The organism is Blastococcus sp. KM273128, from assembly GCF_021698975.1.
Taxonomy (GTDB): Bacteria; Actinomycetota; Actinomycetes; order Mycobacteriales; family Geodermatophilaceae; genus Blastococcus.
This window is the reverse complement of the sequence record NZ_SSXA01000034.1, coordinates 1-26,612: the sequence shown is the minus strand read 5'-3', so window position 1 is coordinate 26,612 and position 26,612 is coordinate 1. Positions and strand designations below refer to the sequence as shown.

The window sequence follows — 26,612 nt, the reverse complement described above, 5'->3', positions numbered from 1 at the left end:
CTCAGGCCGCCGGGGCCCAGGTCAGCGACCAGGTGCCGGCCCACTCCGCGCCCGGCTCGAGCACCTGCAGGTCGACGCCGTCGGCCAGCGCGTTGGGCGGGCAGGTCATGGGCTCGACCGCGATGCTGCGCCGCCGCTGGCCCTCGGGCAGCGTGTCCCCCGTGTAGACCTGCAGCCACGGCCACGCGGCGTCCGCCGAGACGGTGAGCTCGCCCGCGCTCCCCCGCAGCCGCACGTGCCACCAGCCGTCGTCGTCGCGCTCCAGGTCGGTGAGCGGCAGGTCCAGCGCGCAGTCACCGATCCGGCCGACGGCGCCGTCGAAGGGCCGCCGCTCCCCCGTCGGCAACCCGCCGTCCAGGAGCAGCTCCGTGCGGGCCGGCAGCGCCAGCTCCGCCTCGCCGATGCCGCCGTCCTCCACCGCGCCGACCGAGAGGTACGGGTGGAAGCCCGCCCCGACGGGCGCCGGCCGGTCCCCGGTGTTGCGGACCCGCAGCGTGCTGGTGAGCCGGCCGGCGGTCAGGGCGTGGTCCACGGCGACGGACAGCCGGAACGGGTAGCCGGGCTGCGGCTCGACCGTCGTCCCCACCGTGACGGAACCGCCGTCCTCCGCCAGCACCGTCCACGGCTGCCAGGTGACCAGCCCGTGGATGGCGTGCGGCTCCTCGGGGGAGCGGACGTCGAGCTGCAGGTCGGTCCCTCGCCAGCTCCACCGGCCGTGCCGCAGCCGGTTGGGCCAGGGCACCAGGGTGGCGCCGCGCCAGCCGGGGAGCACCTCCCCGGCCGGGTAGCCGTCGAGCACCTCCCACGCGCCGACGGCGAGCCGCCGCAGCGTGCCGCCGCGCAGGTCCACGGCGAGGAGGGCGTCGCCGGCGGTGAGCTCCACCTCGGTGCGGTCGGTCTCGGGCCAGGCGTCGGGCATGCGATCACCTCACCACACCCTGGAGCGCCCGCATACGCCTCGCGGTGGTTCCCTGGCCGGAGAACCACCGCGAGACGCATACCGGTGAACGGGTCAGGGGTGGTGGGTCACCCGCTCGGCGAACTCCAGCACCTGCTCCTGGGTGAAGGCATCGGGCACCTGCAGGGTGAAGGTCGTCCCGTCCTCGAACTGGGCCTGCAGGAACCACCCGCGGTCCCGCGGGCCGTTGTCGACCCGCACCAGGGCGGCCGGCCGGCCCTGCACCGTCACGTCGAGCTGCGGACCGACCGGGCCCATCAGCTCGCCCCGCACCTGCGCCAGCGGGGAGACGTCCTCGGGCAGCGGCACGTGCACGGTGATCGTCTGCTGCTCGTAGGCGTCGTTGACCAGCGTGAGGACGCGACCCATCTTGTAGAACTGCACCGACCAGCCGGCCGGGGCCAGCTCCGCGGTGAGCGTGGCGCGCTGCGGGCGGTCGACCAGCGACTCGGCGACCGCGACCAGCTCGGAGGTCGAGCTGTACCGCCCCTCGCCGGTCAGCCACACCCACTGGTCCTCGCGGCGTTCCCAGAGCAGCTCGGCGAACCGCTCCCGCTCGCAGACCGTCAGGCCGTCGTCGCAGTACACCTCCCGCGTCCCGCGGACCAGGTCGGCGTCCGCACCGTCGACGCCGATCTCGGAGCGCCCGGTGACCTCGGCGTGCGTGAAGGCGTCCTCCCACCCGTCGGGCACGTCCTCGTGCACGCCGACGGTGAACCGGCCGGCCCCGTCCGCCGAGTCGTACTCGGCGAAGCCCGCGGACTCCCCGTCCCCGCTGAAGGCAGGGCGCATCCCTACCGGAGCCGGGTCGAGCGAGAGCGGGAAGGTCGGCGTCTGGAAGTCGACGAGGGTGACGCTGGTCGCCGGCGTGCCGGGGCCGTCCGGGGCGGCGATCACCACCGCGGCGGTCCAGGCGGCGGCCACCGCCACCACGGCCACCCCGGTGCGGACGACGAACCGGCGGCTCGGGCGGCGGCGCGGCACGGGCCCCTCGATCTCGGCGAGCAGGGCGGCGCGGGCGGCCGAGCGGGCGGCGGGGGAGAGCGGCGGCGCCTCGGGGCCCGCCTCGCGGAGCAGCGTGAGGTCGTTCATCGGTCATCCTCCTCGGAGATCGGCGCGAAGGGGGAGACGTCGCCGAGGGCGGCGCGGGTCTGGCGGCGGGCGCGGTGCAGCCGGGAGCGCACCGTGCCGACCGGGACGTCGAGGACGGCGGCGATCTCCTCGTAGCCCAGCTGGCCCCAGGCGAGCAGCAGCAGGGCGTCCCGGTCGCGCGGCTTCAACCCGGCGAGCGCGGCGGCGAGCGGACCGCGCAGCGCCTGGGCGTCCAGCCGGTCGGCGGCCTCCCCCGGGTCCTCGCCGTGCCGCTCGGGCTCGGCGGCGGCCCGGGCCAGCGCCCGGTAGCGGCGCTGCTCGCTGCGGCGGTGGCCGTGCACCACGTTGGTCGCGATGCCGAGCAGCCACGGCCGCACCTCGACGTGCTCGGGGCGGTAGGCCGCGCGGCGCCGGAAGGCCACGAGGAACACCTCGCCGAGCAGGTCGTCGGCGAGCTCGCCCACGCGGCGGCCCAGGTAGCGGTGCACGGTCGCGGCATGCCGGTCGAACAGCGGCGCGAACTCCGCCGGGTCGTCGACCGACCGCGCGATCAGCTCGGCGTCCCCGGGTAGCGCGTCGGGCAGGGCCCGCAGCCGAGGGGGTCCGGCGGGTGGATCGGCGGACCGGTGCGCCGCGGCCGGTGGTCCGGCGGCGATCGGGGAAGTCGTCACACCCGTTGATGTCCGGTCCGGCGGATCCGGTTCACGCCGCGCCGACCTGCGCCGGAACGGGGTTCCGGACGTCGCCGGAGGCCCGATCTGCCGCATCTCGTCCCGCTCAGGCGCAGTTCTCGTCGCCGTAGGCGCTCACGGTGTCGGCGGCCGCGAAGAACTCCTCGAGCTCCTCCTCGCTCATCGCCTCCTCCGCGGCCGCGTCCTCCGCGGCCGCGTCCTCCAGCGCCTCGTCGTCCGGGAAGTTGTCGGCCATGTACCGGACGGCCTCCTCCACCTCCTCCGCGTCGTCGGGGACGTTGTCGGCCATCTCCGCCAGCACCTCCCGGGCCTGCTCGCCGTCCTCGGGCTCGATCTCCGCGGTGGCGAGGTACTGCTCGCAGAAGTCGTCGACGCTCGGGCCACCGCACGCGGAGAGGCCGAGGGGGAGGACGGCCGCCGCGGTGGCCACCGCGAGCTTCCGGATGCGCATGGGAGGTACCTCCAGCCTCGGCGGGCGGTCCGCCATCGCTCCCCGCCAGCCTCACACACGTCGGCCGGGCAGACGGACCGGCCGGTACCCCTTTCTGGCGGTCAGCTCGCCAGGAGTCGCTCGAAGAACAGCGAGCCCGCCGCGTCGGGGTCGCCCACGTAGTCGCCGAAGGCGTCGATCGGCCGGTAGCCGGCGCCCGCGTAGAGACCGACCGCCTCGGGCTGCAGCGGACCGGTCTCCAGCCGCAGCGTCGTCCAGCCACGGGCGCGGGCGGCGTCCTCCAGCGCGGCGAGCACCGCCTTGGACACCCCGCGGCCCCGCGCGGCCGGCACCACGTACATGCGCTTGACCTCGGCCACGCCGTCCCCGAGCTCGCGCAGGGCACCGCAGCCCAGCGCCGTCCCGTCGGGCCCCCGGGCCAGCAGCACCACGGCGACGTCGGCCGCCGACGGGTGGGTGCCCGGCTCATCCTTGCCGCCGTAGCGGGCGCGCACCTCGGTCTGCTGGTCGGTGGTGAGCCGCCGGACGTCGGGGTCGTCCCAGGCAGCCGCCTCGATGATCACGGGCACCGATCCTGCCAACGGCCCCGGCGCGGTCGGCGGAGGTACCGTCCGCTGGACGCCCCGATGCGAAGGAGCACCGTGCCGGTCGACCGCGAACTGCCCACGCCCGAGGCCGAGGACCTGCTGGCCCTCACCCGGGAGATCGCCGACGCCGAACTCGCCCCGAAGGCGGCGGTCCACGAGCGCGAGGAGCGCTTCCCCCGCGAGGTGTTCCGCCTCCTCGGGGAGGCCGGGCTCATGGGGCTGCCCTTCCCCGAGGAGGTCGGTGGCGGCGGCCAGCCCTACGCCGTCTACCTGCAGGTGCTCGAGGAGCTCGCCGCGCGCTGGGCCACCGTGGCGCTGGGCATCAGCGTGCACACGCTGGCCTGCTCCCCCATCGCGAACTTCGGCACCGAGGCGCAGCGGCGCGACCTGCTGCCCGAGATGGTCGGCGGCACGCTGCTCGGCGCCTACTCGCTGTCGGAGGCGCACGCCGGCTCCGACGTCGCCGCGATGCGGTCGAGCGCGACACCGGCCGACGGCGGCTGGCTGGCCCGCGGCGAGAAGGCCTGGGTCACCCACGGCGGGCACGCCGACTTCTACTCGACGTTCCTGCGCACCCCCGCGGACGGCGAGCGCGCCATCTCCTGCTTCCACCTCACCCCCGACCTGCCCGGCTTCAGCGCCGCGCGGCCCGAGGAGAAGATGGGGCTGACCGGCTCGACGACCGCGGCGATCCGGCTCGACGACGTCCACGTCCCGGCCGACCGGCTGGTGGGCGAGCCGGGCCGCGGCATGGCCATCGCCCTGGGCGCGCTGGACTCCGGGCGGCTGGGCATCAGCGCCGTCGCCGTCGGGCTGGCCCAGTCGGCCCTCGACGTCGCCGTCGCCTACGCCGTGGAGCGGGAGGCATTCGGCCGTCCCATCGCCGAGCACCAGGGCGTGCAGTTCCTGCTGGCCGACATGGCCGCCGCCGTCGAGTCCGCGCGCGCCACCTACCTCGTGGCCGCCCGCCGCAAGGACGCCGGCAAGCCGTTCTCCCGCCAGGCCAGCATCGCCAAGCTGGTGGCCACCGACGCCGCCATGAAGGTGACCACCGACGCCGTCCAGGTGCTCGGCGGCGCCGGTTACACCCGCGACCACCCGGCCGAGCGGTACATGCGCGAGGCGAAGGTCATGCAGATCTTCGAGGGCACCAACCAGATCCAGCGGATGGTCATCGGCCGGCACCTCACCTCCGGGGCGGTCCCGCCCGCGGGCTGACGGGTTCCACGTGGAACCGGTGACAGCTGTCAGTGGACCCGGCGGGGAGCCGCGGCCCAGACTGGTGTCCCCGAACGAGGAGAGCACCGTGGCCGAGCCCCACCTCCGCGCCGCCGATTCCGACCGCGCCGCCGTCGCCTCCACCCTCGGCCACGCCATGTCGGAGGGCCGGCTGACCGTCGCCGAGTACGACGACCGGCTCGCCCGGGCGTACGCGGCCCGCACCTTCGGGGAGCTCGCCGAGCTCACCGCCGACCTCCCCTCGACCACGCCGCGCCCCGCGCCGGTGCGGTCGGCGCACCCGGCGCCGGTGTGCGGCAGCCGCGGCTCCGGGCGCCTCCACGACGTCCAGTGGGGTTCGTGGGGGAGCACGGCGGTGATCGTCCTGCTGATCTGGGCCGTGTCGTCGCTGGCGTCGCGGGAGCTCCTCTACTTCTGGCCGTTCTGGGTGATCGTGCCGTGGGGGGCCTTCCTGCTGATGGGCCAGCTCGCCGGCGGCGGCCACGGCGGCGGGCGCGACCGGCGCTCGGTCGAGGGCAGCTGAGCGGCGCGCCGCGCCGGATCCGCCACGCGGCGACGGGTGGGCGGGGCACTACGGGGTAGGGCGCAACGGGATTCGACGAGGTTGGCCCCGCCACCCGCACCGACACCCTGGAGGAACCGTGCACTCGATGACCGAGCGCTTCACCGCCGCGCTGCACACGCTCGACAGCGACCGCGACGTCGGGCCGATGATCGAGCTCACCGGCGACGACGCCCAGCTGGTCAAGCTCGACGAGCACCACGAGACGTCGGGCAAGGACGGCGCCAAGGTCTTCTGGGAGGACTACCGGAACGTCTTCGGCGACCTGGAGACGACGTTCACCCACTCCGTGATCGGGGAGAGCAGCGCCGCCCTGGAGTGGACCTCGACCGGCACGCTGCGCAGCGGGAAGCCGTTCACCTACCGCGGCGTCACGGTCATCGAGGGGGACGAGGAGCGGCTCAGCGGCGTCCGCACCTACTACGACTCCGCCGCGTTCGTGCAGGGGGCGAGCGGCTCGGCCTGACCCCCGGACGCGACGAGCGCCGACCCCCGAGGGGACCGGCGCTCGTCGTCTGCCGTGGTGGGCAAGGGGGGAGTTGACGGTGCGTCACTGGGCGATTCCCCAGCGGAGCCTTCATCCGTCACATCCGGCACCTTGTTGATCATGAGCTGAAGGCTACGTCCGGCTTCGGACAGTGCATGGGCGTGATCACCGCGCACGGGTCCAGACTCCCTCGCGGACGGCCCGTGGTCCCCGTGGTGCCGATCAGGTGAGCTGCCGTTCGTCCGAGCGCTGCCCGACGGTTCCGTCGACGACGGTGAACGACAGCACCTCACCGGTGAGCACCATTGTGACGTCGAGGCCGCTCGCCAAAACGTCCAGGACATCGGTGTGGTCCCGGGGCGCGATGACCCCCAATCGGTCGTCGCCGTCTGTCACGGCAAGTTCCGCCGGTGGGCGATCGGCAGCGCTCAGCTGGACCGGCCGCGACAGATCACGGTCGTCCGCGTCGGTCGGGGCGGCGCGACGGATCGTCACCTGGGCACTGCCGCTCTCGAGCAGAGTGCGGAGCAGGCTCTGCCTCCGCGCGCGGGTGAACTCCAGGAGGTCGAGGACCTCACGGGGTGTGGCGTCGAAGTCCATTCGCCAGCTCTGCATGGGCAGGTCGGCGAGCCACTCTCGCAGCTCGTCCACGCTCATGTCGCGATCGTCGGCGAACTGTCCGAGCCGGTAGGCCAGCCGACGGGACTGGATGCCGTGCGTGAGAAGCCCGAGTGCTTGCGGGGTGTCCACGCCGTAGCGGATCAGCGCGGCGACCTCCTGACGGAGGCGGACGGTCGCGTTCACGGTGTCGAGCTGCGAGTTCGCCTGCTCGACGACGATCCCGACCACCCAGCTGAGGTAGTGCTCGAAGGTGCCGCTCACCGCGTCGACGGTGTGCTCGAGCCGCCACGACGAGTCCGTGACGCTGGGCAGCATCTCCTGTGCCAGTTCCGCGATGTCCGTGCCGGACAGCCACGAGTTCAGTGCGGGCACCAGCGGCACCTCGATCGGCTCACTCCCTCCGGCCCGGCGACTGCGGAAGCGCCAGGCCCGCTCCGCCTCCGGCAGCTTGAGCAGAGCGTCGAAGACCTCGGCGACGTCGAGGAGCGCCAGCGTGTCCGGAACGGGTAGCTCCGTGGGCGGCTCGAAGGGGTCGCGGGTATCGGGATGGACATCCAAGACGACGGTGACCAGCTGGTCGACAATGTCCTCCAGGCGTGCGGCGGTTCCCAGGGAGGTGCCGGTCGCGGTCCATCGGTGGCGGCGGGCGGTGTCAGTCGCGTTGTACGTGCGCTGTACGGCGGCGGCGAACGTGAACCACCGCTCCTGGAGCGCGGCGTCCATCTGGTCGAAGCCGAGCAGCCGCTGTACGGCTCCGGCGACGTCAGGGGCGTTCGGGACTCGCTGCAGACGTTCGAGCGTTGTGAGGACGAACCACACGTACCCGGCGAAGTCGGCGGCCGGCCCAGGGGTCAAGCGCAGGATCGCATCGGCGGTCTGGGCGAGGAGTGACTCGGCCTCCGCCAGCGAGTCCAGCGCTTCGGCGGACAGCATGGTCGACCGGGCCTCGAGGGCGTCGGCCTCGGGGGTGAGCAGCGCGAAGTCCGACGTGTCCTCGTTCTTGTGGAGAGCCAGCACGATCCAGCCCTCGGTCTCCCGGCCGGCTCGGCCTGCGCGCCCGATGGCGTTGAGCAGGCGCGGGGCGTCGAGCCTGGCGCCGGCTTGCTGGCCCTCCCACGTCGTCTCGGCGATCAACACGGTTCGCACCGGCAGGTTGACCCCGTCGGTGAGCGTGCTGGTGGCGACGACCGCGCGCAGTTGGTCGGAGCGGATCGCCTCCTCGATCGCGTCCAGGACGTCCACCGGGAGGCCGGCGTGGTGGAAGGCGACGCCGTGCCGCACACACGGGATCAGTGGATGCTCGGCGCCGAGGCGCTCCTCGAGGAAGGCGACCAGCTCACCTGCCGAGTCGGCCTCGGGCTGCGTCTCGGCGAGCGCGCGGGCAGCGGCTCCGGCGAGAGGTCGTGTGGAGACGACCATCAGCAGACTTCCCGCGTGTAAGAGCGACGCCGCAGCAGCTGCGACGATCTTGTAGTTGGCCGTGCTGGAGTCGTCTCTCTTCTGGATGCTCCCGTCGGTGGACTGGTTCAACGCCAACTGGCCCAGCCGCCCGGTGACGAGGCGGGAGACCTGCCCCTCGGCGGGCCGGACGAGCAGCTTCCCGATCAGCGGCATGGTCACGCGGACGGGCAGTCGCGCTGTCTTGCCGCGGGTGGTCTCCTCCTTCTCAGCCCACTGAGCCTCGCTGTAGAGCAGGGCGTGCATGCGCCGGGGGCCGCGCCAGTCGTCGCTGTAGAGAACCTCCGGCTGGTCAGGGGCGAGCCAGGACGCCAGCGATGCAGCGTTGCCGAGGACGCCCGAGAGCAACACCAGCCGCGCCGAGCTCGCCGTCGCCAAGAAGGTGAGCAGCGCCTCCAGCAAGAACCCGCGGCCCGACTGCGCGAGCAGGTGGGCCTCGTCGATCACGAACATGGTGAAGCGCCCCAGGACTTCCTCGGGGTCGCGCCGGAGTTGCTGCATGAGCCGCTCCGGGGTCATCACCTCGACGTCGCCCTGTCCTACCGTGGACAGGCCGTCGAGGAAGTCCTCGATGCCCGCGGTGGCCAGGTCGGGGATGTCGATCCCCAGCTCGCGCCGCAGTACCCGCAGCCGGCTGCGGAGCGCCTGACGCATCTCACGGCCCAGGCTGCGCAACGGGGTGATGTAGCAGACGCTCCCGGGCTGCGTGGCCAGGTGCGTGCAGATCATCACCTGCGCGAGCAGGGTCTTGCCGGCACTCGTCGGGACCGACAGCAGGAGTCTGCCGGTGGATGGGTCGAGCGGGTTGGCGGTGGCCCGGCTGAGCAGCTCCCGCTGCGGCGGCCATAGCGTCAGCACCGGCGGCGAGCCCACCGTGAATGCCTGCCCGACCGCCGGTGGAGTGTCGCGGGGGAGAACCGTCCAGACACTGGAGGAGGCCATGCCGTCGGCGATCTGCAGCAGGTGCGCGGCTACCCATCGGGCATCGTGGTCGCCCGCGCCGGCGGTGAGGTCGACGACTGACCGCAGCGCCGTGCGTGCCACCTCGAGCTGATCCACGTCCCCGCGGCGGAGGTAGCGGAGCAGAGCGCTGGTCGCCAGGACGACCTGCTCCGCTGGTCCGAACATCGTGGTGACCAGGGTGTCCGTGCCCACCAGGACAGCGAGAGCGGCCAGCTGCTCGCGCCACGTCCGTTGTAGCTGGCCGAGGCGGCGAGGATCGAGGCCGAGGAAGGCGACCCCGGCCTGCAAAGCCAGCGTGTCGATCTGGTCGGTGACGTCCAGGTCATCGCGCAGCAGGTCGGCGACTCTGCGGTAGACGGCGGTGGCGTTGGGGTCAAGCTCGGAGCGGCGGTATCCGACCTGTGCGGCGAACGCCAATGTCAGACGGTCGTGCCTGTCCCGCGAAGGCTGGTTGAGCGCAAGATCGAAGATGTGCGCGCTGACGGCGAACGCCCGGCGTTGTCGCGGCGGTGAGTACAGCTCTGTGGCTTCCGCCGCGGACGCGACGCCGTGGAGATACCAGGCCGCGCGCAGGAGTTCGTCGCCGACCTCGAAGTTGGCCATGAACGCCTGGATCTCGACGTTCGCGATCAGGTTGATCAGCTCGTCGACGGTGGGGAGAACGCCGGGGCTGTGCGTGCCCAGGGCATCCAGCACGTCCTCCCGCCTCAGAGCGCGGTCCACACGTAGCTCCTCACGGCGAGGGCGAGGTCGTGGTACTCCTGGACCGCGCACAGCAGGCCCTCGAGCTGGCCCGGCTCGGCGAACTGCTGGAACTGCGTGCCCATCGTGCTGAAGGCCTTCCCCGGTGGCGGCAGAGTCGCCGAGGTGACGCCCACCCCGACGCCGGCGCGGTTGTCAGCCTCAACCCAGAGGTCGACCAGCTGCCCGCACAGCTCACCCAGTTCGCCTCCCTTGTCGGAGTGCACGGACACCAGTTGGGCCAGGTAGCGCTCACCCTGAGTCTGGAGCTGCCCGTAGGCACCGCTGATCGTGCTGCTCACCGTGCCGGTGCCGACCTGCTTCTTGAGCTCCCATAGCCGGAAGACGAGGGGCAGTCCGGCGAGGGCGTACACGATGAACCCGTCGTGACCGGAGTCGGTGACCGTGAACTTGGGGGGCTCCAGCAGAACGATCTTCCGGTCTTCGTTCCGCTCCCACATCAGCAGGTACCACAGCCACTCCGCGACGTGCCCCTCGACGTGGTCTTCGTTGCCGGGCGCGTCGGGCAGGCCGAAGACATCCCTGACGAAGGGGGTCATCCTCCTGCGGTCCTCAGCAGACAGCGTCTGGCCGGCGAGAGCCGCCCTGCGCCAGATCTGGTAGATGGACGCCCGGCCGCATCGAGATCGCAAGATCGCGTCGGCGATCAACCACGCGACCGCGGCCCGCTCCTCCACACTCAGGCTCTCGAGGGTCACCAGATGCCAGGTCGCCTTGCCCGCAGCCGGCGACCCCTTCACCTGCGTCTGCAGGAACCGGCTGACCTTGTCGTCATGACTGGCCGCAACCTCCGCCGCCCGCGCGGCAGTGACCGGGGCTGCGACTCCCGAGCTCGACGCCACGCTCTACTCGTCAAGATCCACAGTCGGCCGAGGGTCATCCGCTCCGGCGGCGAGCCAGACTCGGCGGACCTCGGACAGCGGAAGACCCGCGTCACGCGCCACCACACCGAGGGCAGGTTCGCCCCCGAGGAGGTCGATGGCCCGCGGCAACAGCACGGGAACCTCCGGCGCCCCCAGTGGGCCGGGCTCCGGCAACCCCCAGAACGACAGCTGACGAAGCGCCCGTCGGTAGCTGTGCTCGGTGAACCGCTCCAGAGTGTGCGCCCGCATCACAAGAGCCTTGAGGCTGAGCCCCCACCGCCGCTTCAAGGCGTGCAGCGTCACCCAGTCCGGCCGGGTCGGCAGGTCGTCAGCAATCTGCGCAGCAGGGGCGAGGAACTCCGCGGCGAAGGCGTGGGCCTGCATCTCAGCGAGCCGGGAGCCGGGCTCCGTGTCGTGGTGCATGAGCAGATGACCAAGTTCGTGGGCAGCGTCGAAGCGGCTGCGGGCCTTGTCGCGCTTGGCCGGGTTCAGCATGACGAGCGGCCGTGGGCCGTGAAGGTGAGAGAACGCGTCGACGCGATGACTGGCGTCATCAAGCCGGACGACAGCCACGCCGTGGGCCTCCAGCAGCCGCACGACATGGGGTACCGGGCCGCGCGCCACCCCCATGCGAGCTCTGGCCTGTCCGGCGAGATCGGCGATCTCCACCGCGTCCAGTTCAGGGCTCACCGGCAGGTCTGGCAAGCGCGGTGCTGGTAGTTCAACCTGTTGCTCAACGGCGGCGAAGACGCTCAGCGCTACCTCTCCGAAGGCCAGGGCCTTCTCCCGTTCGAGGGCGCTGGTCGAGCGGAGGCTGCGGAAATGAGCGCCGCCGGCGGGGAGCGCATGTACCTGGTGGCCCGCCCGGAAGAACTCGACCGGTACGGCGAGCGCTTCCGATAGGGAAGCCAGCACCGGCAGGGTGGGCTTGGACTGCCCCTTCTCGTACTGGGTGATCGCCGCGGGGGTCACGCCGACCTCACGGGCCAGCTGCGTCCGCTGCCGGGCACTCAGCCGCCGCGCCAGGGTGAGCCGGGCCGGATCGAAGTCGACCGCGACGCCGGCAGCGCGGCGGCGGATCGCACGTTGCCGCGCGGCGTCGAGGTCCAGCGGCGCGGTCACGGGCTTCGTGGGGCCCTGCCGGAACCGTTCCCGGCGGCGGGCCGGAGGCGCAGAGCCACGCTCGGCTCGGGAGTCTGCAGGGTCTCGAAGTCCGGCACGGTGCTCTCGAGGGCGCCGACGGGCTGACCCTGCCCGCGGCCGAGGTCGGCGTCACGCAGCAGGCGGACGGCGAACCAGGGGGCGTCCCCGAGGCGCGGGAAACCCACCCAGACCCGAATGCTGCCGTCCAGGAGCCCCTGCCAGGTCAGGTGCAGGTGCTTGAGCTCGGCAGGGTCGGGGTTGGTGACCGGGAAGAGAGTGCCCTCAGTGGGGCTGTAGGCGAGGCTGTTCGCGGCTGCACCGTCGAGGCGGACGCCGCTGCCTTCCCAGTCGATGCTGTGGACGTCCCATCGGACCGAGCCCGAAGGCGCCTTGCCGATGTGCAGCACCCGGCCGCGGTGGTTCACCTGCAGGGTGTTGTTCACGATTCGAGCGGCGACATCGGGAGTGTGGCGCAGCCGCGCGACGGCGCGGTTGCGCACGTTGAAGCTGGACTGCAGTCCCAGCACCTGGGCGTCGTCGCCGAGCCCTGGCTCCTGCCGGTCCAGGTTGACGCGCCACACCTCGGCGGCCAGATCGGTCAGCGGCGTCAGCACCGGCACCGACCAGTCGTCGATCACATCGGCAAGCAGCGTTCCAGCCGCTGCGTCCTCGAGCACGTACATGTTGTAGCAGAACCTCCTGACAATGCGCGAGATTCAAGTGGAAACCACGGCGTGTCACTCGCCATGTGAGCGGTGTCGTCCGCATGTCGCCAGCGCGTCTGGTCCCGTCGTCGCCCGCGGCCCCCCGAGGCCGCGCGTCTCAGGCGGCTCCGGCCGGCTCGATGGCGTACGGCACCGGCGCGGGCACCGCGACGGTGACGGGCGCCTGGCGGAAGCCGACCTTCTCGGTGCGGCTCCAGTGGCCGAGGTACGCGGGCGGGAACGCGATCCACTTCCACATGTAGTCCTTCCGGGGGGCGCGGCGGCAGGTCGGGCACAGCACGCCGAACCCGCTGCGCGCGACCTCCGCGAGCATCACCACGTGGCTGGCGCGGCCCCGGCACCGCCCGTGCGGACACGGGATCAGCTCGATCCGCTGCTTGTTGCTGCCCGGGACGTACTGCAGGTACCGCGGGCGCTTGAACCCGCCGGACGACGGGGGCACCGGGACGACCCAGCTGCGCACCTCCTCCTCGGAAACGCCGAGCAGCAGCGACGCCTCGGAGACCAGCAGGCCGTGCTCGCGCGTACCCGGCTGATCCAGGGTGGCCACCAGCCGCATGACCGGCCGGACGTCGTCGGGGACGGCGGCGTCCCCCCACGGCAAGTCGGGGTCGGTGTAGGTCGAGACGACGAGGTTCGAGACGGCCTCCGGCCAGCGAGCGGCGACGCCGTTGTCCGTGCCGGTGACCGCCGCGTACACGATCCGCCGCACCGCGGGGAGCGGGTGGTCGAGCAGGGAGCTCTTGGCGCCGCGGGCCTTCACCTCGTTGGCGACCAGCCAGGGCATGAGGATCTTGACGATGAGGGTCCGGCGAGTGGCAGCGAGGATGGTGGCCACTTCCTTGATGTCGCGGCCCTCGTCGAGGACATAGCGGGCGACGACGTCGGCCGAGGCGAGGCCCTTGCCGGGCCGGGTCCGGACGTTGCGGATGCAGCCGGCCAACGGCAGGCGCAGCTTGCCGCCGTCGCGGAGGGGCAGCTCCGCGACGCATTCCCAGTGCAGGTCCTCGTCGTCGGCCCGGAAGGTCCAGTTCTTGAACGTCCCGTCGGCGAGCTTGCCGAGCACCGCCGAGCCGCGGCCGCCGCTGTAGACGCCACGACGCAGACCTGCGACCAGCCAGGCGCCGACGGAGAGGTCGACCTCGGCCTCGCGGCGGCGGGTGGCCGTCCTCAGCGCATCTCCGACCGCCGCGAGCTCCTGCCGCATGCGCTCGCAGTCCTGGTCCTTCGCCCCCGCCTCGGCGGTCATCCGTGTGGCGAGCTGGTCGTAGCGGTCCGCACCCTCGAGGTCACCCGCGTTCGCCTTGCGCCCCGCCATCAGCTGCTGGTTGTCGGCCTCACGGCGCAGCGCCGCGGCCTCCTCGGCCAGGCGGCTGAGCTGCGCTTCGAGGGAGACGCGGCGGCGGTGCAGGTCCTCGCCGGCCGGCGCGGTCCCGTCGAACGTGGCCAGCTCGGTGGTGCCCGCGATCCTGGCCAGGGCGTCGTCGAGCGCCGCGGCGACCGAGCCGGTGAGGTCGTCGAGGCTGCCGGTGGCGGCGATGTGCTCCGGCTTCTTCTCCTTCGGGCCGAGCCACGACAGGCCGCGACGGTCGCCGTTGGGCTTGCCCCCGACGCTGTGCCGGCGGAACAGAACGACGAAGTTGTCCTTGCCGCTGTTGTTCTGGCGCGCCTCGATGCCGTACTCGGTGGGCTCGTCGTCGTACTGGGCGCCGGGCTTCCCCGGCTTCACGATCCACAGGTTGAAGTTCTGCAGCACTCGGCGCACCACCCGTGAGTGGTGGACCCGGCCGCCGGACTCCGCCGGCGGCTGCCGCAGCTCCCGCAGCAGGCGGGCGCCGACCTTGCGGCATGTCTCGTCGGGGATCCCGAACCGGACCAACTGCTCCCCGCTGACCGGGTCGACCGGCCACGCCCAGGGCTCGCTGAGCACGTCGAACCAGCCGAACTCGTCGTCCTCGTCGCGGTAGGCGGCCGCCACGCCGTTGAGGACGACGTTGCGGCCGCGGATGTCGTTGGTGAGCCGGCGGAAGTACCGGCCGGTGCGCACCAGCTCGACCTTGCCGAGGAACAGCCGGATCTCAGGGCTGAACAGCACGGCGGGGTCGCCGCCGCCCTCGTAGTCGGCGATCGCTGCCTCGGTCGGGGCGACCTTCGGGCGGCCGTTGCCCCGCACGAAGACGCCCTTCGCCGCGCCGTACCGTGCCATCGCGTCCCCGTCGACGTCCGCGTAGGTCCTGCCGATGCTGGCGTGCGCCCGGCGCGTGATGTTGCCCTTCGCCTCCCAGTCGATCAGCTGGTCGGCAATGCGCGTCCACGTCTCGCCGGCGGCGACGCGTCGGTACAGGTCCTGAAGGGCGGGCACGATCTCGAGCTCGCCCTCCGGGATGTAGCCGCGCATGCCCTCCCACCGCGGCCGGCCGTGCTCGTCGCGGGCGAATCGCCAGCCGTGGGGCATCTGGTCCTCAGCGATGGCGGCGCCCCCGGACATGTACTTGAGCAGGCGCTTGCCGGTCAGGGCCTTGCGGCGCTTGTCGTCGTCCTGGGTGGCCGGGATGCCCAGCGCCTTCAGCGCGAGCTCGTCCCCCTGGTCGTGCAGGTCGTAGGAGCGGCCCGCGAGCACGATGCGGATTCCGCGGTCCTTGCACTTGCGCTTGGTGGAAGACCAGCCGAAGTCGTCCCGCGCGGCCCGGGTGACGTCCTCGACCCACCGCAGCGCCCGCAGGGAGCGGTAGTGGTTCATCAGCGCCATGAGCAGGACCAGGTACGCGTTCTCGTCCTCGCCGTCCTCACGGGCGATGTGCCGCTTCGTCGTGGACAGCGTGGCGCCGACCAGGAGCTGGTCGCCGACGAGAACGACGCAGATGAGCGAGTCCTCCCCCTCGGCGAGATGGTGCAGATCCGCCAGCCGCAGCCACCGGACGCCGTACTGCGCACCCAGCGCCGCGTGTTCGGGGTTCCACACCTCCTCCGGCCAGCTCTGCATGGTCTGCAGCGCGGGGCTGCCCGGCGCGTAGGCCTCGAACAGCGCGGCGATCTGTGCTGCCAGTCCCGGCCAGTGCTTCTCCTCGGAGAAGCGCGGCAGGTTCACGCACGTCGGGGCCCCAGGGGGCAGCAGCGGAGCCAGCAGGCGGTAGACCTTCTGCGGCGTGTACATCGACATCGGGGTGGTCCTCTCGGCGGGGCGCGAACGGTTCGCACCGTGCCGGGGGCACCGTCGGCGGCAATCGCAGCGATACAAGGCTCCGAGGCCAGCGAAATGGACCTGGGGTTCTACACCTCGGGAACAACCCTGCTGGTGACGACGAGGGGCACCCAGATGTCCTCCTCACCTGCGGTGTCACCGCCGGGCGCGAGCAGGTCGAACGCCTCGTCGGTCAGGGCAGACGGGTCGCTGAGGCGAGCGACCAGCTCGCGGTAGCGGCGCAGCGCGGCGGGCTCGTGGTCGGCGTGGGCGGGCAGGTCGGTGTCCATGCCGGTGACCTGTCGGCGCGAGTGCCCCTCGGCGCAATGAGCCCGGCCGAGGCGAATGCCGCGGCGCGGTCTCGCAGCACGGTCCGGCCACGGTCGCCCTCCGGCGCCGTCCCCGCCGGCGGGGCGCCGGCCGAGCCCTCCGGGAGCTCCTCATGCTGTTCTTGCCCATCGACCGCGGCGCCAGCGTCATGCTGTGCAACGAGGTGTGCCTCGCGGCGGCCACCGTCACCGGCCGGCTCCCCGCCGTCGAGCCGGTCGAGTACGACGCCAGCGAGACCTGCGCGACATGCTTCACCTGTGAGGTGACCCAGCCCGGGCACCGATGCTGGTGCCAGGAGCATGACCTCAGCTGCAGCCGCCTGAGCTGGCTGCTCAGCGGGGAAGCACCGGCTGCGGTTGAGGTCATCGTCCAGGTGTGCGGGCCGACGCTGCTCAGCGACAGCGACTGGGACTACCTCCAGGGGCAGGGCGAGACGGTCCACATCGGCGGCCTGGTCGGCCTGCTGTGGACCCGGGAGCGCTACCGGAACGAGCGGCGGTGATCCGCAGCTTGTCCTCGGCCGCGCCGCTCCGACCGTGTCCGGCGGTGGACGAACGCCACCCCCGTGCTGCGGGGGACGTCCGTCCCCCGCACCACGGCGCCCAGCAACCCGAAGGGCCCGCCATGTCCCAATCCATCCGTCCCCTCCCGGTCTCAGGACCGGTGTCCCCCGCGGCCGAGGCCGCGCACCGCGACCGGGATCTCCGCCGGCTGATGTCGAGCTGGCTGGCCGCCTCGGCTCGGCTGATCTCGGCCCAGGCCCACGGCGGCGACGACGAGCAGGAACTGCTCGACACCGTCGTGGCGATCGAGGAGGCACTGCGCACGCGGCACCCGGACGACTTCCGGGTGATCGAGACCGGCCTGCACCTCCTCCTGCTGCAAGCCGAGCACACCGGCGACTCGCTGACCCGAGCCGCGGACTGCCTGACCTGCCGCCGGCTCGGCGACGGGCCACCGGTCACGGTCGCGCAGCTGCTCCAGGCGGAGCTGCCGCGATGACCGCCGTCCCGGCCCAGCGGGGCCGCAGTCGGAACGTCACCGTCACCGGTGACGCTCTGGAGATCCGCCACCTGCGGGTGACGCACCGTGAGGTGGTCGCGATCGCCCAGCGGGAACTCGCGACGCACGGCCCGGCCTCCCTCGAGGAAACCGTCACTCGTGCCGTCGCCGTCGGCCTGATGGCCGGCGAGCTGCAGCGTGGCGCCGAGGTCGACGCGGTCATCCAGCGAGCCCTGAGTGGCTTCGAGGATGCCCTCGCGACCCGCGCGACGGCCACCGTCGCGCAACTGGACGAGCTCACCGCCCGTCTCGCCGACACCGAGCAGGCCACTCGCCAGGCCGCCGCCGCCGCGCTGGCCGATCTGCCGGCACGGCTCTCAGCCGCGCTCGGCGGCGAAGCCGGGAACGTCCAGGAGGCGGTCCGGCAAGCAGCAGGCGTCGTTCAGACGGAGGCCCTGAGCCAGCTCGCCAGGATCGTGTCGTCGCACACGGAACAGGTACGGAGCACCCTGTCGACGGACAATCCGCTGTCACCGCTGTCGGCCGCCAAGAGAGAGATCAACGCCAGCGTCGACGGCGCGCGCCGGGAACTGGCGGAAGGGATCGCCGCCTTGCGCGGCATGATCCAGGCCCAGCAGGCCGGGCAGGCAGCCAGCCGGCGCAACCCGAACGCGGCCGGCGCCGCCTGGGAGACCGTGATCGCCGACCACCTAGCGTCCTTCGCGGCGGCGACCGGCGATGTGGTCTCACACGTGGGCTCGACTCCAGCGCCGGGCAGCAGCAGCCGCAAAGCCGGCGACCTCGTCCTGTCGGTGCTCGGGAGCGGGGCGCAGCCCACCATCGCGGTGGAGTGCAAGAACCGCACCCGCCCGCTCAGCGTCCGCGAAGCACAGCAGGCGCTTTCGGATGCCCGGCGTGTTCGTCGGGCCACGGTCGGCCTGCTCGTGGTTCCGGACGAGACCCACGTCCCGGGCCCGAGCCGGTTCTGCCGGGTCGGCGCTGTCGACTTCGTCGTCGCGGCGGATGATCCGACTGCGTTCACCCTCGTGCTGTCGGTGCTCAGGGAGCTGAGTCTGGTCATCGCGGCCGGGCAGCAGCCAGGCGCGTCCGTCGACGTCGGTCAGGCGCAGACTGCAGTGGGTCACGCCCTGGAACTCCTCCCCCGCTGGGACGAACTGACTCGTCACATCTCCAGCGGGGAGAAGTCGCTGGCGAGCATTCGCACGTCAGCGGAGACCCTGCGCCGGGTCCTGACCGGACACCTGCAGGAGGCAGCACGCGCGCTCCGACCCGGATCGCACGCCGGCTAGTACGTCGACGCTGCGAAGCATGAACGGCAGCAGGGGCCCACCGAACCGGTGGGCCCCTGCTGAACGTGGTCGACCCGACCAGGGGGCGATCGGCCGCGCCAGGTGGCGCAGCCAGGCGTGGCCGCCGCCGTGGAGCCCACGATGGCCGCGGCCCGTGGTCGAGTGACCGTCCGGATCAGCGCCCGTGCGCAGCGGTCAGTTCCTGCGCGTCCCGGCAGAGGCCGTGGCGGCCGACCAGCCCGTTGGCCGTACCGGGCGGAGCGCGACCAGGACCACGACGAGGGCCAGCGCGGCCCCGCCGAGGCTCAGGGTGGCGTAGCTGCTAGCGGCGGTGACCATGCCGCTGGCCATGCCGCCGGTGGCGCCGGCGAGGGCGACGGCGAGGTCGACCCGCCCCTGGGTGCGGGCGCGGACGGCCAGCGGGACGGCGGCGGTGACCAGCGTGGTACCGCCGAGCAGGCCGAGGTTCCAACCCAGCCCCAGCAGCGCCAGTGCCAGCGCGAGTAGCGCTACCGATCCACCGGGCGCGCTGGCGGCGAGCCCTCCGGCGGCGAGCAGGGCCAGGCCGCCGGCGGCGAGCACGGGGCGAGCCCCGCGCCGCGCGGCCTCAGCCCTCGTCGGGCGCCGGCGCCTGGGACAGGGCGATCAGCTGGCGCAGGCAGTGCTCGCGCAGTGGCTCGGGGAAGCCGTCGGCGAGGCGGTAGTACACGACGCGCCCTTGCTTGCGCTTGACCACCAGCCCCGCGGTACGCAGCAGCCGCAGCGCGTACCCGACGGCGTCCTCGTTGGCCTCCAGGGCCAGCGCGAGGTCGCCGACGCACAGCTCCTCCACCATGTCCAGGGCGAACAGCACGCGGGCACGCGTGGGGTCCGCCATCAGGCTCAGCACGCTGGTCAGCTGGGCCGCTTCATCGCGGCTGGGCAGCCGGTCGCGGGCGTGGGCGACCCGTTCGGGATCGACCGGATGGGCGTGGGTGGGTTCGGACATCGAGAAACACCTCCGATGCACCCATACCCGTACGGATCTACGGGTAGCACGGATCCGCCGGCGACAGCCCCGGGCGGCACCCGAGCCCTCCGGCGCCGGAGATCCGAGGAGGTAGCCATGACCGTGGCCGCGCAGATGCTCGACACCTACCCCAAGGACCTCGGCAGAGTGGACAAGGACAAGCTCCGCGAGTGCATCGAGGCGTGCTTCGAATGTGCCCAGGCCTGCACCGCCTGCGCCGACGCGTGCCTGTCCGAGGACACCGTCGCCGAGCTCACCAAGTGCATCCGCACCAACCTCGACTGCGCCGACGTGTGCGACAGCACCGGCCGGGTGCTGTCCCGGCACACCGGCTACGACGCCAACCTCACCCGGGCGGTGCTCGAGGCCTGCGCCGCGGCGTGCAAGGCCTGCGGTGACGAGTGCGCCGAGCACGCCGAGATGCACGAGCACTGCCGCGTCTGCGCCGAGGCCTGCCGGCGCTGCGAGCAGGCGTGCCGCGACCTCATCAGCTCGCTGGGCTGACCGACCCGGCCCGAACCAGCAGGCGTCCCGGCGCACCAGGCCCCTACCAGGCGCCGGGACGTCGGCAGGCACGACCACCCACGCCCGGCCCCCGGAGACCGGTCGGCGAGAGAACGGAACACCAACCCATGGCGACCAAGAGCAGCAACGAGGACCACTCGCGCGGGCACGGCGGCGAGGAGTCCGGCCACCACGACGCCTCCGACGACGGTGGGATGCAGAAGAAGATGCAGCGGAAGATGTACCTGCGCTTCGCGGCGATGATCACCACGTCCATGGTGGTCATGTACTGGACGATGTTCGCCGGCACCTGGGAGTGGAGCCACGTCCAGTTCAGCCAGAGCCGCGTGTTCATGGCGATCACCATGGGCGGCACCATGGGGCTGGTCATGCTGGCCTGGATGCTCAACATGTACAAGAACATGAAGGGCAACATCGCCATCGTGGCCGTGAGCCTGCTGCTGCTGGGCGGAGGGATCGCGCTGGACCGCACCCAGGCCACAGTGCAGGACTCCGCCTGGATGAGCGCGATGATCCCGCACCACTCGCTGGCCATCACCCGCTCCGAGCGCGCCGACATCACCGACGTCCGCGTCTGCGAGCTCGCCGTCGAGATCATCCGCGCCCAGGAGCGCGAGATCGCCGAGATGGAGTGGCTGATCCAGGACATCGAGGAGAACGGGGAGGCCGAGACGCCCGAGGAGGCGCAGGCCCGACCCGTCCCCGAGTTCGAGGGCTCGGCGCTGCGCGACTGCCCGACCGGCTGACCGGCGCGGCGGCTCAGGTGGTCAGCGGCGGCTCAGGTGCTCAACAGCGTGGTGAACGTGGCGCCGCCGTCGGTGGACTCCAGCAGGCCGTGGTCGGTCGCCACGAGGACGCGAAGCTCGCCGTCGGCGGTGGTCGCGGCCACCGCCTGCGGCGCCCCGTCCAGCTGCCCCCGCTGGGTCCAGCTGGCCGCGGCGTCGGTGCTGGTCCACACCGCCCCGTCCGGTGTGATGCCGACCGCGGCGGTGCCGTCGCCGGACCAGGTCACCACCTGCAGCAGCGGCACGTCGTCCACCGGCGCCCACGTAGCCCCGGCGTCGGTGGAGCGCAGCAGCCCGGCGCCGGTGGTGGCCAGCACGTGGCCGTCGGGGGTGGCGGTGAGGGTGTGCGGCTCGGCCGGGATGGCCAGCTGCTCCCAGGTGGTGCCGTCGGCGGTGCGGCGCAGCGCCCCGTCGTAGCCCAGCGCACCCCCGCCGGGCAGGGCGGTGAGGGCGTGGAAGTCGGACTCGCCGGCGCGGGACAGCGGCGCCCAGGTTTCCCCGCCGTCGGTGCTCTCGATGAGCCCGACCGGGTTGGGCAGGTCGGTGCGCAGCCCGGGGTGCCCCGACGCCAGGTAGTGGTCGGGCCCGGCGACGGTGAATCCCATGAGGTCGATGACCGGGCCGACGGCTGCCGGCCGGCCGTCGTCGGCGACGGTGATCAGCCCCTCGTGGGTGGCCAGCAGCAGCGCACCGTCACCGGGATCGACGGCGACGGCGTGCACGTGCGCGGCCGGGAGCGTGCCGAGGGTGTCGCCCGGCGCGGGTGTGGCGAACTCGTCGGTGGCCGCGCAACCGGTCAGCAGGGTGAGCAGGACGCCGCCGGCGACGGCGGCGCGAGCGGTGCGGTTCGTGGGCATCCGAATGCTCCAGGGCGGTGCGAGGGCGGACCGGGCCGGTGCGCGGCGGGGCGGGCCTGAGCGCCGGCCCCGCCGCGGCCGGGTCAGCCGCCCAGCTCGGTGAGCAGCTGCTGCATCTCGGCGATCTCGGCGTTCTGGTTGTCGCGGATGGACTGGGCCAGCGCGAGCGCCTCGGCGTTGCGGCCGTTCGCGGAGTGCTCGGCCGCCATCTCCACCGCGCCCTGGTGGTGCACGATCATCTGCTCGAGGAAGAGGCGGTCGAACTGCGGGCCGGTGGCGGACATCAACGCGTGCATGTCGCCCTCGGACATCATCCCGCCCTCGCCGTGATCCATGGCACCCATGCCGTCGTCCATGCCGTCCATGTGGCCGCCGTCGGCGTCCCAGTCCTGCAGCCAGCCGGACATCGTCTCGATCTCGGGGTCCTGCGCGGCCTGGATGCGGGCGGCCAGGTCGAGCACGCGCGGGTCGGCGGCGCGTCCTTCGGCGAGCTCGGCCATGACGATCGCCTGCCGGTGGTGCGGGATCATGCCTTGGGCGAAGGTGACGTCGGCGTCGTTGAACTCGGCCTGCGCGGCCGAGGAGCTGGCCGAGGAGCCGGTGTCGTTCATCATCGAGCCGTGCCCGGCGGCGTCGTTGTCGTCGTCGGCGCAGCCGGCGAGGGCGAGTGCGCCGGCGAGCAGGGCAACGGTGAGGCTGGTCAGGCGTGCGGTGGTGCGGGTCATGGTGGATGTCTCCTGAAGCTGCAGAAGTTGGCCGGTGGACGTGCGCGTACACCGCCGCCGGGCCAGCACGGGCGCTGAGGCGGGGGCGGTGGAGGCGGTCGGCCTAGATCCGCAGCAGGCAGAGGGCGTGCAGGTCCGGCGGGCGCAGGGGCGCCAGGCCGGTGGAGGCGTGCGCGCGCAGCCGCGCCCACGCCGCCGGCAGCAGCGTCAGCAGGCGGGGCAGCAGCAGGGCGACCAGCACCGCCAGCCCGGCGGCGAGCACCGCCAGGCACAGCGTCCACAGGTGCCCGGCCGCTCCGGCCGGCGCCGTGCTGTCGTGGCCGGCGGTCAGCAGGCCGGCCAGAGGGGCGGCGGCAGCCATCGCGGCGGCGGCGTGCACGCTGCCGGGGTTCCTGTCGTGGACGGCACTGTGCGCGTCGGGGCCGGGGCTCACCGCCCCTGCGTGCAGACCACCCTCGAGCTGCTCGGCGGGGGCCACAGCGATCCCTGCAGTGCCGTGTCCGGCCGTGTGATCGGTGCCGACGGCGGTGCACTGCAGGCCGTGCATGGCGAAGACGGCGGCCAGCAGCAGCAGCGCTGCCCATCCTCGTGCCGCCATGCCCACCCCCCCTTTCCTCAGCGAGGCTACGACGCCCGCAGTCCCGGCCGCCGGGACGGTGCCCGGCGGCCGGAGCCGGTCAGCGCCGCCCGGCCGCGGTCGGCTCGGCGGCCGCCGCGGACCGCCGTTCCGGAGCCAGCCGGCCGGCGGTGACCTCGGCGACGCTGGCCTCCGGGCGCAGGTCCAGCCGCCGCAGCAGCTGGGCGTTGGACGCCACGACGACGGTGGACAGGCTCATCAGCAGCGCGCCGACCTCCATCGGCAGGACGAAGCCGATGGGGGCGAGCACGCCGGCGGCGAGCGGGACCGCGATCAGGTTGTAGCCGGCGCCGGCCCACAGGTTCTGCTGCATCTTGCGGTAGCTGGCCCGCGACAGCCGGATCACCGACACGACCGCGCGCGGGTCGGAGGAGGCCAGGATGATCCCGGCGGAGCCGATCGCCACGTCGGTGCCGGCGCCGATCGCGATGCCCACATCGGCCCGGGCGAGGGCTGGTGCGTCGTTGACGCCGTCCCCGGTGAAGGCCACGGCCCGGCCCTGGGACTGCAGGACGGCGACCTTCTCGGCCTTGTCCTCCGGACGGACCCCAGCGAACACCTGGTCGATGCCGAGCTCGGCGGCCACCGCGCGGGCGACCGGCTCGGCGTCGCCGGTGATCATGACGACGTCGACGCCGAAGGCGTGCAGGGCGTCGATCGCCTGCCGGGACTCCGGCCGGATCTCGTCGGCCAGGGCCAGCGCTCCGGCGACGTCCCCGTCCACGAGGACGTGCAGCACCGTCGCGCCCTCGGCTGCCCACGGCCGGGTGTCGGCCAGTGGCGCCAGGCCGTGCTCGGTCAGCAGGTTCGGCCCGCCGACGGCGACGGTGTGCCCGTCGACGGTGGCAGTCACCCCGACCGCGGCCGACGCACGGAACTCCGCCGCCGGGGACACGGGCAGGTTCCGCTGGCGGGCGGCGGCGACGATCGCACGCGCCAGCGGGTGCTCGCTGTCGGCCTCCGCCGCCGCGGCCAGCGCCAGCACCTCGTCCTCGGTGCGGTCGACGCCGGCGATGTGGTTGACCGCCGGCTCACCCTTGGTGAGTGTGCCGGTCTTGTCGAACAGCACGGTGTCGACGGTGCGCATCCGCTCCATCGCCCCGCGGTCCTTGACCAGCAGCCCGCCGCGGGCCGCCCGCTCCGTGGAGATCGACACCACCAGCGGGATCGCCAGCCCCAGGGCGTGCGGGCAGGCGATGACCAGCACCGTGATCACCCGGACCAGCGCGCTGTCCGGCGCGCCGTAGAGGCTCCACACGACGGCGGTGATCGCCGCGGCGGTCACGGCGAACCAGAACAGCCAGCCGGCGGCTCGGTCGGCGAGCAGTTGAGCCCGCGTGGTGGAGGACTGCGCCTCGGCAACCAGCCGCTGGATGCCGGCCAGCGCGGTGTCCTCCCCGACCGCGGCCACCCGCACCCGGATCGCGGTGTCGGTGGCCACGGTGCCGGCCACCACGGTGTCGCCGACCCCGCGGCGCACCGGCTTGGACTCGCCGGTGATCATCGACTCGTCCACGTCGGCGGTTCCGTCGACGACCTCGCCGTCGGCCGGCACCCGGCCGCCGGGGCGGACGATGACCACGTCGCCGAGGACGAGTTCGGCCGGGGGCACCGTGACCACCTGGTCGCCGACCACCTTCTCCGCCTCATCGGGCAGCAGCGCGGCCAGCGAGTCCAGCGCCGAGGAGGTCTGGGCCAGCGATCGCATCTCCAGCCAGTGGCCGAGCAGCATGATCACGATCAGCAGCGCGAGCTCCCACCAGAAGTCCAGCTCGTGGGAGAGCAGGCCCACTGTCGAGCCCCAGGAGGAGAGGAAGGCCACGGTGATGGCCATGCCGATGAGCAGCATCATCCCGGGCTTGCGGGCCCGGATCTCCCCGATCGCGCCGGTGAGGAACGGCCACCCACCCCAGACGTAGATCACCGTCCCCAGCACCGGGGACACCCACTCCAGGCCGGGGACGTCGGGCAGCGTGTAGCCGACGATGTCGGCGAACATGCCGCTGAGCAGCACCGTCGGCACCGCCAGCGTCAGCATCAGCCAGAACAGCCGACGGAACATCGCCACGTGATCACCGCCGTGGCCGGCGTGCCCGCCGTGCGCCGCGTGACCGCCGAGGTCTCCCTGGCCACCGTGGTCCTCGTGCCCGCCGTGCACCGCGTGGCCGTCGGGGGTGGAGCCGGCGGCGGCGCGCAGCGGGTCCTCCACGCCCACGCGGCCGTCGCCGGCGGCGACCGGCAGTCCCTGTCCGTGCGTCGGCCCGTGGCCGTGGTGGTGGCCGGGCACCGCCGCGTCCGGCTGCCCCGCGTGGCGGCCCGGGCCGTTCGTCGGATCTGACATGACCTTCCCCTCTGCCTCGCACTGCTCCACCGGCCGGCCGCCGGACCCGCCGGAGACGGGTGAGTGGCAGCGCCGGGGGACCTGCACCGACGCTAACCTTATACCCCCCTAGGGTATTTCCACAGCCCTGCTCGGCTTGCGGTTCAGCCGGTGACGCCGGCCGGCGAGCCGATCGCGCGCCGACGCGGCGGCGCCTGGAGGGCGAGGACGGGGCCCACCGAGACCTGCCCACCCGCCCGGGTGCAGCCGCCGACCGCCCTTGGGTGATGAGCACCCCGGGGTTCCACACGGCCGGACGGCGGTGCGGAGATCCCCGCCGAAACGCCGCAGGTGCCCCACCCGGCGGTGGGGCCCCTGCGGGCGGCGACGGCGTCAGTCAGTGCGCGGCCGCGGCTCGCGGTGCAGCCAGGGGTGGTCGCCGCCGTAGAGCGCGACGACGGCCGCGGCGACCTCCTTCGGCCGGGCCACCGTGTACCGGCCGTTGACGCCCTCGGGCTCGTGCCTGGCGAAGGCCACCGACACCGCGTGGCTGAACTCGCGCTCGACCACCGTGATGGCGTGGTGCCGCACGGTGTGGCCGGTGACCTGCTCCTTGTCCGCCCAGGGCAGGCGGGCCTGGATGCGGTCCTCGAAGAGGTAGTCGAAGCGGCGGCTGCCGATGGGGGCTCCGCGCCGGCGGCCGCCCGGGTGGTAGCGGAAGACGGCGTCGCCGGGCCGGGTTGCACCCCGGCCGACCGCGAAGGCGTGCAGCTTGGCGATGAACCAGTCGGGCACCGGCTGGTGGACGACCTTGCCGAACTACTCGTCGAGCCGAATGGTGCACTCGACGTGGTCCAGCCCGCCGAGGGTCAGGTTGAGGATGCCCTCCTGGCGGGCCCCGGCGATGAGGATGGTCTCCAGGACGTGCTCGTCGAGCACGGGGTCGTCGCCGGTTCCGGTGGCCACGGCCCAGACGTCGTCGAGCTGGAACTGCTCGAAGGCCATGCGGGTGCCGTCGCTGCGCTTGGGCTTGCTGATTTCCTGGGAGGGGTCGAAGGCCTTCGCGAGGTGGCGGTCCTTGACGGCGACCTTGAACATGCGCCGCCAGGCGCCCACTGCGTTGTACTTCGCGCCACCGGCGGTGCTGGTGCGGACCTCCCGCCCGGCGGCCTCACGGTTGGCCGCCCGAGTGGCGGCGCTGTCCAGCGCGCGGGACTCGATGTGGCGGAGTGAACCGTCACGGGTTTGATGCCGCCTCCTTGTGAGTCCAGGAGGATGGCGCCATGCCCAAGAGGTACCTGCCCGAGTTCCGTGAGCGGGCGGTGCGG

Annotated in this window: 27 protein-coding genes; 8 read left to right on the top strand and 19 right to left on the bottom strand. The window is 72.9% G+C overall.

The features are described from left to right. Position 1 precedes the first annotated feature (1 nt). The 5 genes from E9529_RS11710 to E9529_RS11690 form a co-directional block, all read right to left on the bottom strand. Positions 2-919: an aldose 1-epimerase family protein gene (locus E9529_RS11710; RefSeq protein ID WP_236831328.1), complete on the bottom strand. Its 918-nt coding sequence runs from the start codon at positions 917-919 to the stop codon at positions 2-4. Positions 920-1,012: 93 nt separating this feature from the next. Continuing rightward, the gene (locus E9529_RS11705; RefSeq protein WP_236831327.1) at positions 1,013-2,050 is read right to left on the bottom strand and encodes a hypothetical protein; all 1,038 of its coding nucleotides are present in this window, start codon (positions 2,048-2,050) and stop codon (positions 1,013-1,015) included. Then, positions 2,047-2,721, bottom strand: coding sequence for an RNA polymerase sigma factor (locus E9529_RS11700; RefSeq protein WP_236831326.1), 675 nt, complete (start codon positions 2,719-2,721; stop codon positions 2,047-2,049). The genes E9529_RS11705 and E9529_RS11700 overlap by 4 nt, the downstream gene beginning before the upstream one ends. A gap of 106 nt (positions 2,722-2,827) precedes the next feature. Continuing rightward, positions 2,828-3,193, bottom strand: a complete 366-nt coding sequence (locus E9529_RS11695; protein ID WP_236831325.1) for a hypothetical protein — start codon at positions 3,191-3,193, stop codon at positions 2,828-2,830. Between the two features lie 101 nt (positions 3,194-3,294). After that, on the bottom strand, positions 3,295-3,762 hold the full coding sequence (locus E9529_RS11690) for a GNAT family N-acetyltransferase (RefSeq protein ID WP_236831324.1): 468 nt from the start codon (positions 3,760-3,762) through the stop codon (positions 3,295-3,297). 72 nt (positions 3,763-3,834) lie between these two features. Between E9529_RS11690 and E9529_RS11685 the strand changes: the two genes are divergently transcribed. From E9529_RS11685 to E9529_RS11675, 3 genes are all read left to right on the top strand, one after another. Then, a complete protein-coding gene (locus E9529_RS11685; protein WP_236831323.1) occupies positions 3,835-4,998 on the top strand; it encodes an acyl-CoA dehydrogenase family protein in 1,164 nt (387 codons plus the stop codon). Between the two features lie 88 nt (positions 4,999-5,086). Beyond that, complete coding sequence (locus tag E9529_RS11680) at positions 5,087-5,542, top strand: DUF1707 domain-containing protein (protein WP_236831322.1); 456 nt, start codon at positions 5,087-5,089, stop codon at positions 5,540-5,542. Positions 5,543-5,669: 127 nt separating this feature from the next. After that, positions 5,670-6,047, top strand: a complete 378-nt coding sequence (locus E9529_RS11675; RefSeq protein WP_236831321.1) for a nuclear transport factor 2 family protein — start codon at positions 5,670-5,672, stop codon at positions 6,045-6,047. Positions 6,048-6,290: 243 nt separating this feature from the next. Here E9529_RS11675 and E9529_RS11670 read toward each other — a convergent pair whose 3' ends face one another. The 6 genes from E9529_RS11670 to E9529_RS11645 form a co-directional block, all read right to left on the bottom strand. Continuing rightward, the gene (locus E9529_RS11670) at positions 6,291-9,833 is read right to left on the bottom strand and encodes a DEAD/DEAH box helicase (protein ID WP_236831320.1); all 3,543 of its coding nucleotides are present in this window, start codon (positions 9,831-9,833) and stop codon (positions 6,291-6,293) included. Further along, complete coding sequence (locus E9529_RS11665; RefSeq protein ID WP_236831319.1) at positions 9,818-10,714, bottom strand: hypothetical protein; 897 nt, start codon at positions 10,712-10,714, stop codon at positions 9,818-9,820. The genes E9529_RS11670 and E9529_RS11665 overlap by 16 nt, the downstream gene beginning before the upstream one ends. Positions 10,715-10,717: 3 nt before the next feature. After that, positions 10,718-11,857 carry an ImmA/IrrE family metallo-endopeptidase gene (locus tag E9529_RS11660; protein WP_236831318.1) on the bottom strand — a complete coding sequence of 380 codons (1,140 nt, stop codon included), beginning with the start codon at positions 11,855-11,857 and terminating at the stop codon, positions 10,718-10,720. Beyond that, positions 11,854-12,561 carry a hypothetical protein gene (locus E9529_RS11655; protein WP_236831317.1) on the bottom strand — a complete coding sequence of 236 codons (708 nt, stop codon included), beginning with the start codon at positions 12,559-12,561 and terminating at the stop codon, positions 11,854-11,856. The genes E9529_RS11660 and E9529_RS11655 overlap by 4 nt, the downstream gene beginning before the upstream one ends. Before the next feature lie 139 nt (positions 12,562-12,700). Next, a complete protein-coding gene (locus E9529_RS11650) occupies positions 12,701-15,763 on the bottom strand; it encodes a hypothetical protein (RefSeq protein WP_236831316.1) in 3,063 nt (1,020 codons plus the stop codon). A gap of 110 nt (positions 15,764-15,873) precedes the next feature. Beyond that, a complete protein-coding gene (locus E9529_RS11645) occupies positions 15,874-16,074 on the bottom strand; it encodes a hypothetical protein (RefSeq protein ID WP_236831315.1) in 201 nt (66 codons plus the stop codon). A 152-nt stretch (positions 16,075-16,226) separates the two neighbouring features. Between E9529_RS11645 and E9529_RS11640 the strand changes: the two genes are divergently transcribed. The 3 genes from E9529_RS11640 to E9529_RS11630 all read left to right on the top strand — a co-directional run bounded on the left by E9529_RS11640 (position 16,227) and on the right by E9529_RS11630 (position 18,426). After that, a complete protein-coding gene (locus tag E9529_RS11640) occupies positions 16,227-16,616 on the top strand; it encodes a hypothetical protein (protein ID WP_236831314.1) in 390 nt (129 codons plus the stop codon). Between the two features lie 161 nt (positions 16,617-16,777). Then, positions 16,778-17,116: a hypothetical protein gene (locus tag E9529_RS11635; RefSeq protein ID WP_236831313.1), complete on the top strand. Its 339-nt coding sequence runs from the start codon at positions 16,778-16,780 to the stop codon at positions 17,114-17,116. After that, positions 17,113-18,426: a hypothetical protein gene (locus E9529_RS11630; RefSeq protein ID WP_236831312.1), complete on the top strand. Its 1,314-nt coding sequence runs from the start codon at positions 17,113-17,115 to the stop codon at positions 18,424-18,426. The genes E9529_RS11635 and E9529_RS11630 overlap by 4 nt, the downstream gene beginning before the upstream one ends. 195 nt (positions 18,427-18,621) lie before the next feature. Here E9529_RS11630 and E9529_RS11625 read toward each other — a convergent pair whose 3' ends face one another. Both E9529_RS11625 and E9529_RS11620 read right to left on the bottom strand, forming a co-directional pair. Next, entirely contained in the window at positions 18,622-19,008 is a 387-nt protein-coding gene (locus E9529_RS11625) for a hypothetical protein (protein WP_236831311.1), read from the bottom strand. A gap of 25 nt (positions 19,009-19,033) precedes the next feature. After that, positions 19,034-19,414 (bottom strand): helix-turn-helix transcriptional regulator, encoded by a 381-nt coding sequence (locus E9529_RS11620; protein WP_236831310.1) that lies wholly within the window; start codon positions 19,412-19,414, stop codon positions 19,034-19,036. A 117-nt stretch (positions 19,415-19,531) separates the two neighbouring features. On the opposite strand from E9529_RS11620, the gene E9529_RS11615 reads away from it, so the two are divergent. Beyond that, positions 19,532-19,939 carry a four-helix bundle copper-binding protein gene (locus tag E9529_RS11615; protein ID WP_236831309.1) on the top strand — a complete coding sequence of 136 codons (408 nt, stop codon included), beginning with the start codon at positions 19,532-19,534 and terminating at the stop codon, positions 19,937-19,939. A gap of 128 nt (positions 19,940-20,067) precedes the next feature. After that, on the top strand, positions 20,068-20,706 hold the full coding sequence (locus E9529_RS11610; protein WP_236831308.1) for a DUF305 domain-containing protein: 639 nt from the start codon (positions 20,068-20,070) through the stop codon (positions 20,704-20,706). A gap of 32 nt (positions 20,707-20,738) precedes the next feature. On the opposite strand, the gene E9529_RS11605 is transcribed toward E9529_RS11610, so the two are convergent. The 6 genes from E9529_RS11605 to E9529_RS11580 form a co-directional block, all read right to left on the bottom strand. After that, positions 20,739-21,602, bottom strand: coding sequence for a F510_1955 family glycosylhydrolase (locus tag E9529_RS11605; protein ID WP_236831307.1), 864 nt, complete (start codon positions 21,600-21,602; stop codon positions 20,739-20,741). An 83-nt stretch (positions 21,603-21,685) separates the two neighbouring features. After that, the gene (locus E9529_RS11600) at positions 21,686-22,327 is read right to left on the bottom strand and encodes a DUF305 domain-containing protein (RefSeq protein ID WP_236831306.1); all 642 of its coding nucleotides are present in this window, start codon (positions 22,325-22,327) and stop codon (positions 21,686-21,688) included. 103 nt (positions 22,328-22,430) lie between these two features. Further along, positions 22,431-22,925 carry a hypothetical protein gene (locus tag E9529_RS11595; RefSeq protein WP_139206243.1) on the bottom strand — a complete coding sequence of 165 codons (495 nt, stop codon included), beginning with the start codon at positions 22,923-22,925 and terminating at the stop codon, positions 22,431-22,433. Positions 22,926-23,004: 79 nt separating this feature from the next. Further along, positions 23,005-25,305 carry a heavy metal translocating P-type ATPase gene (locus E9529_RS11590; protein ID WP_236831305.1) on the bottom strand — a complete coding sequence of 767 codons (2,301 nt, stop codon included), beginning with the start codon at positions 25,303-25,305 and terminating at the stop codon, positions 23,005-23,007. A gap of 372 nt (positions 25,306-25,677) precedes the next feature. Beyond that, positions 25,678-26,079: a hypothetical protein gene (locus E9529_RS11585; protein WP_236831304.1), complete on the bottom strand. Its 402-nt coding sequence runs from the start codon at positions 26,077-26,079 to the stop codon at positions 25,678-25,680. Between the two features lie 24 nt (positions 26,080-26,103). Continuing rightward, positions 26,104-26,400 (bottom strand): hypothetical protein, encoded by a 297-nt coding sequence (locus E9529_RS11580; protein WP_236831303.1) that lies wholly within the window; start codon positions 26,398-26,400, stop codon positions 26,104-26,106. Between the last annotated feature and the right edge of the window lie 212 nt (positions 26,401-26,612).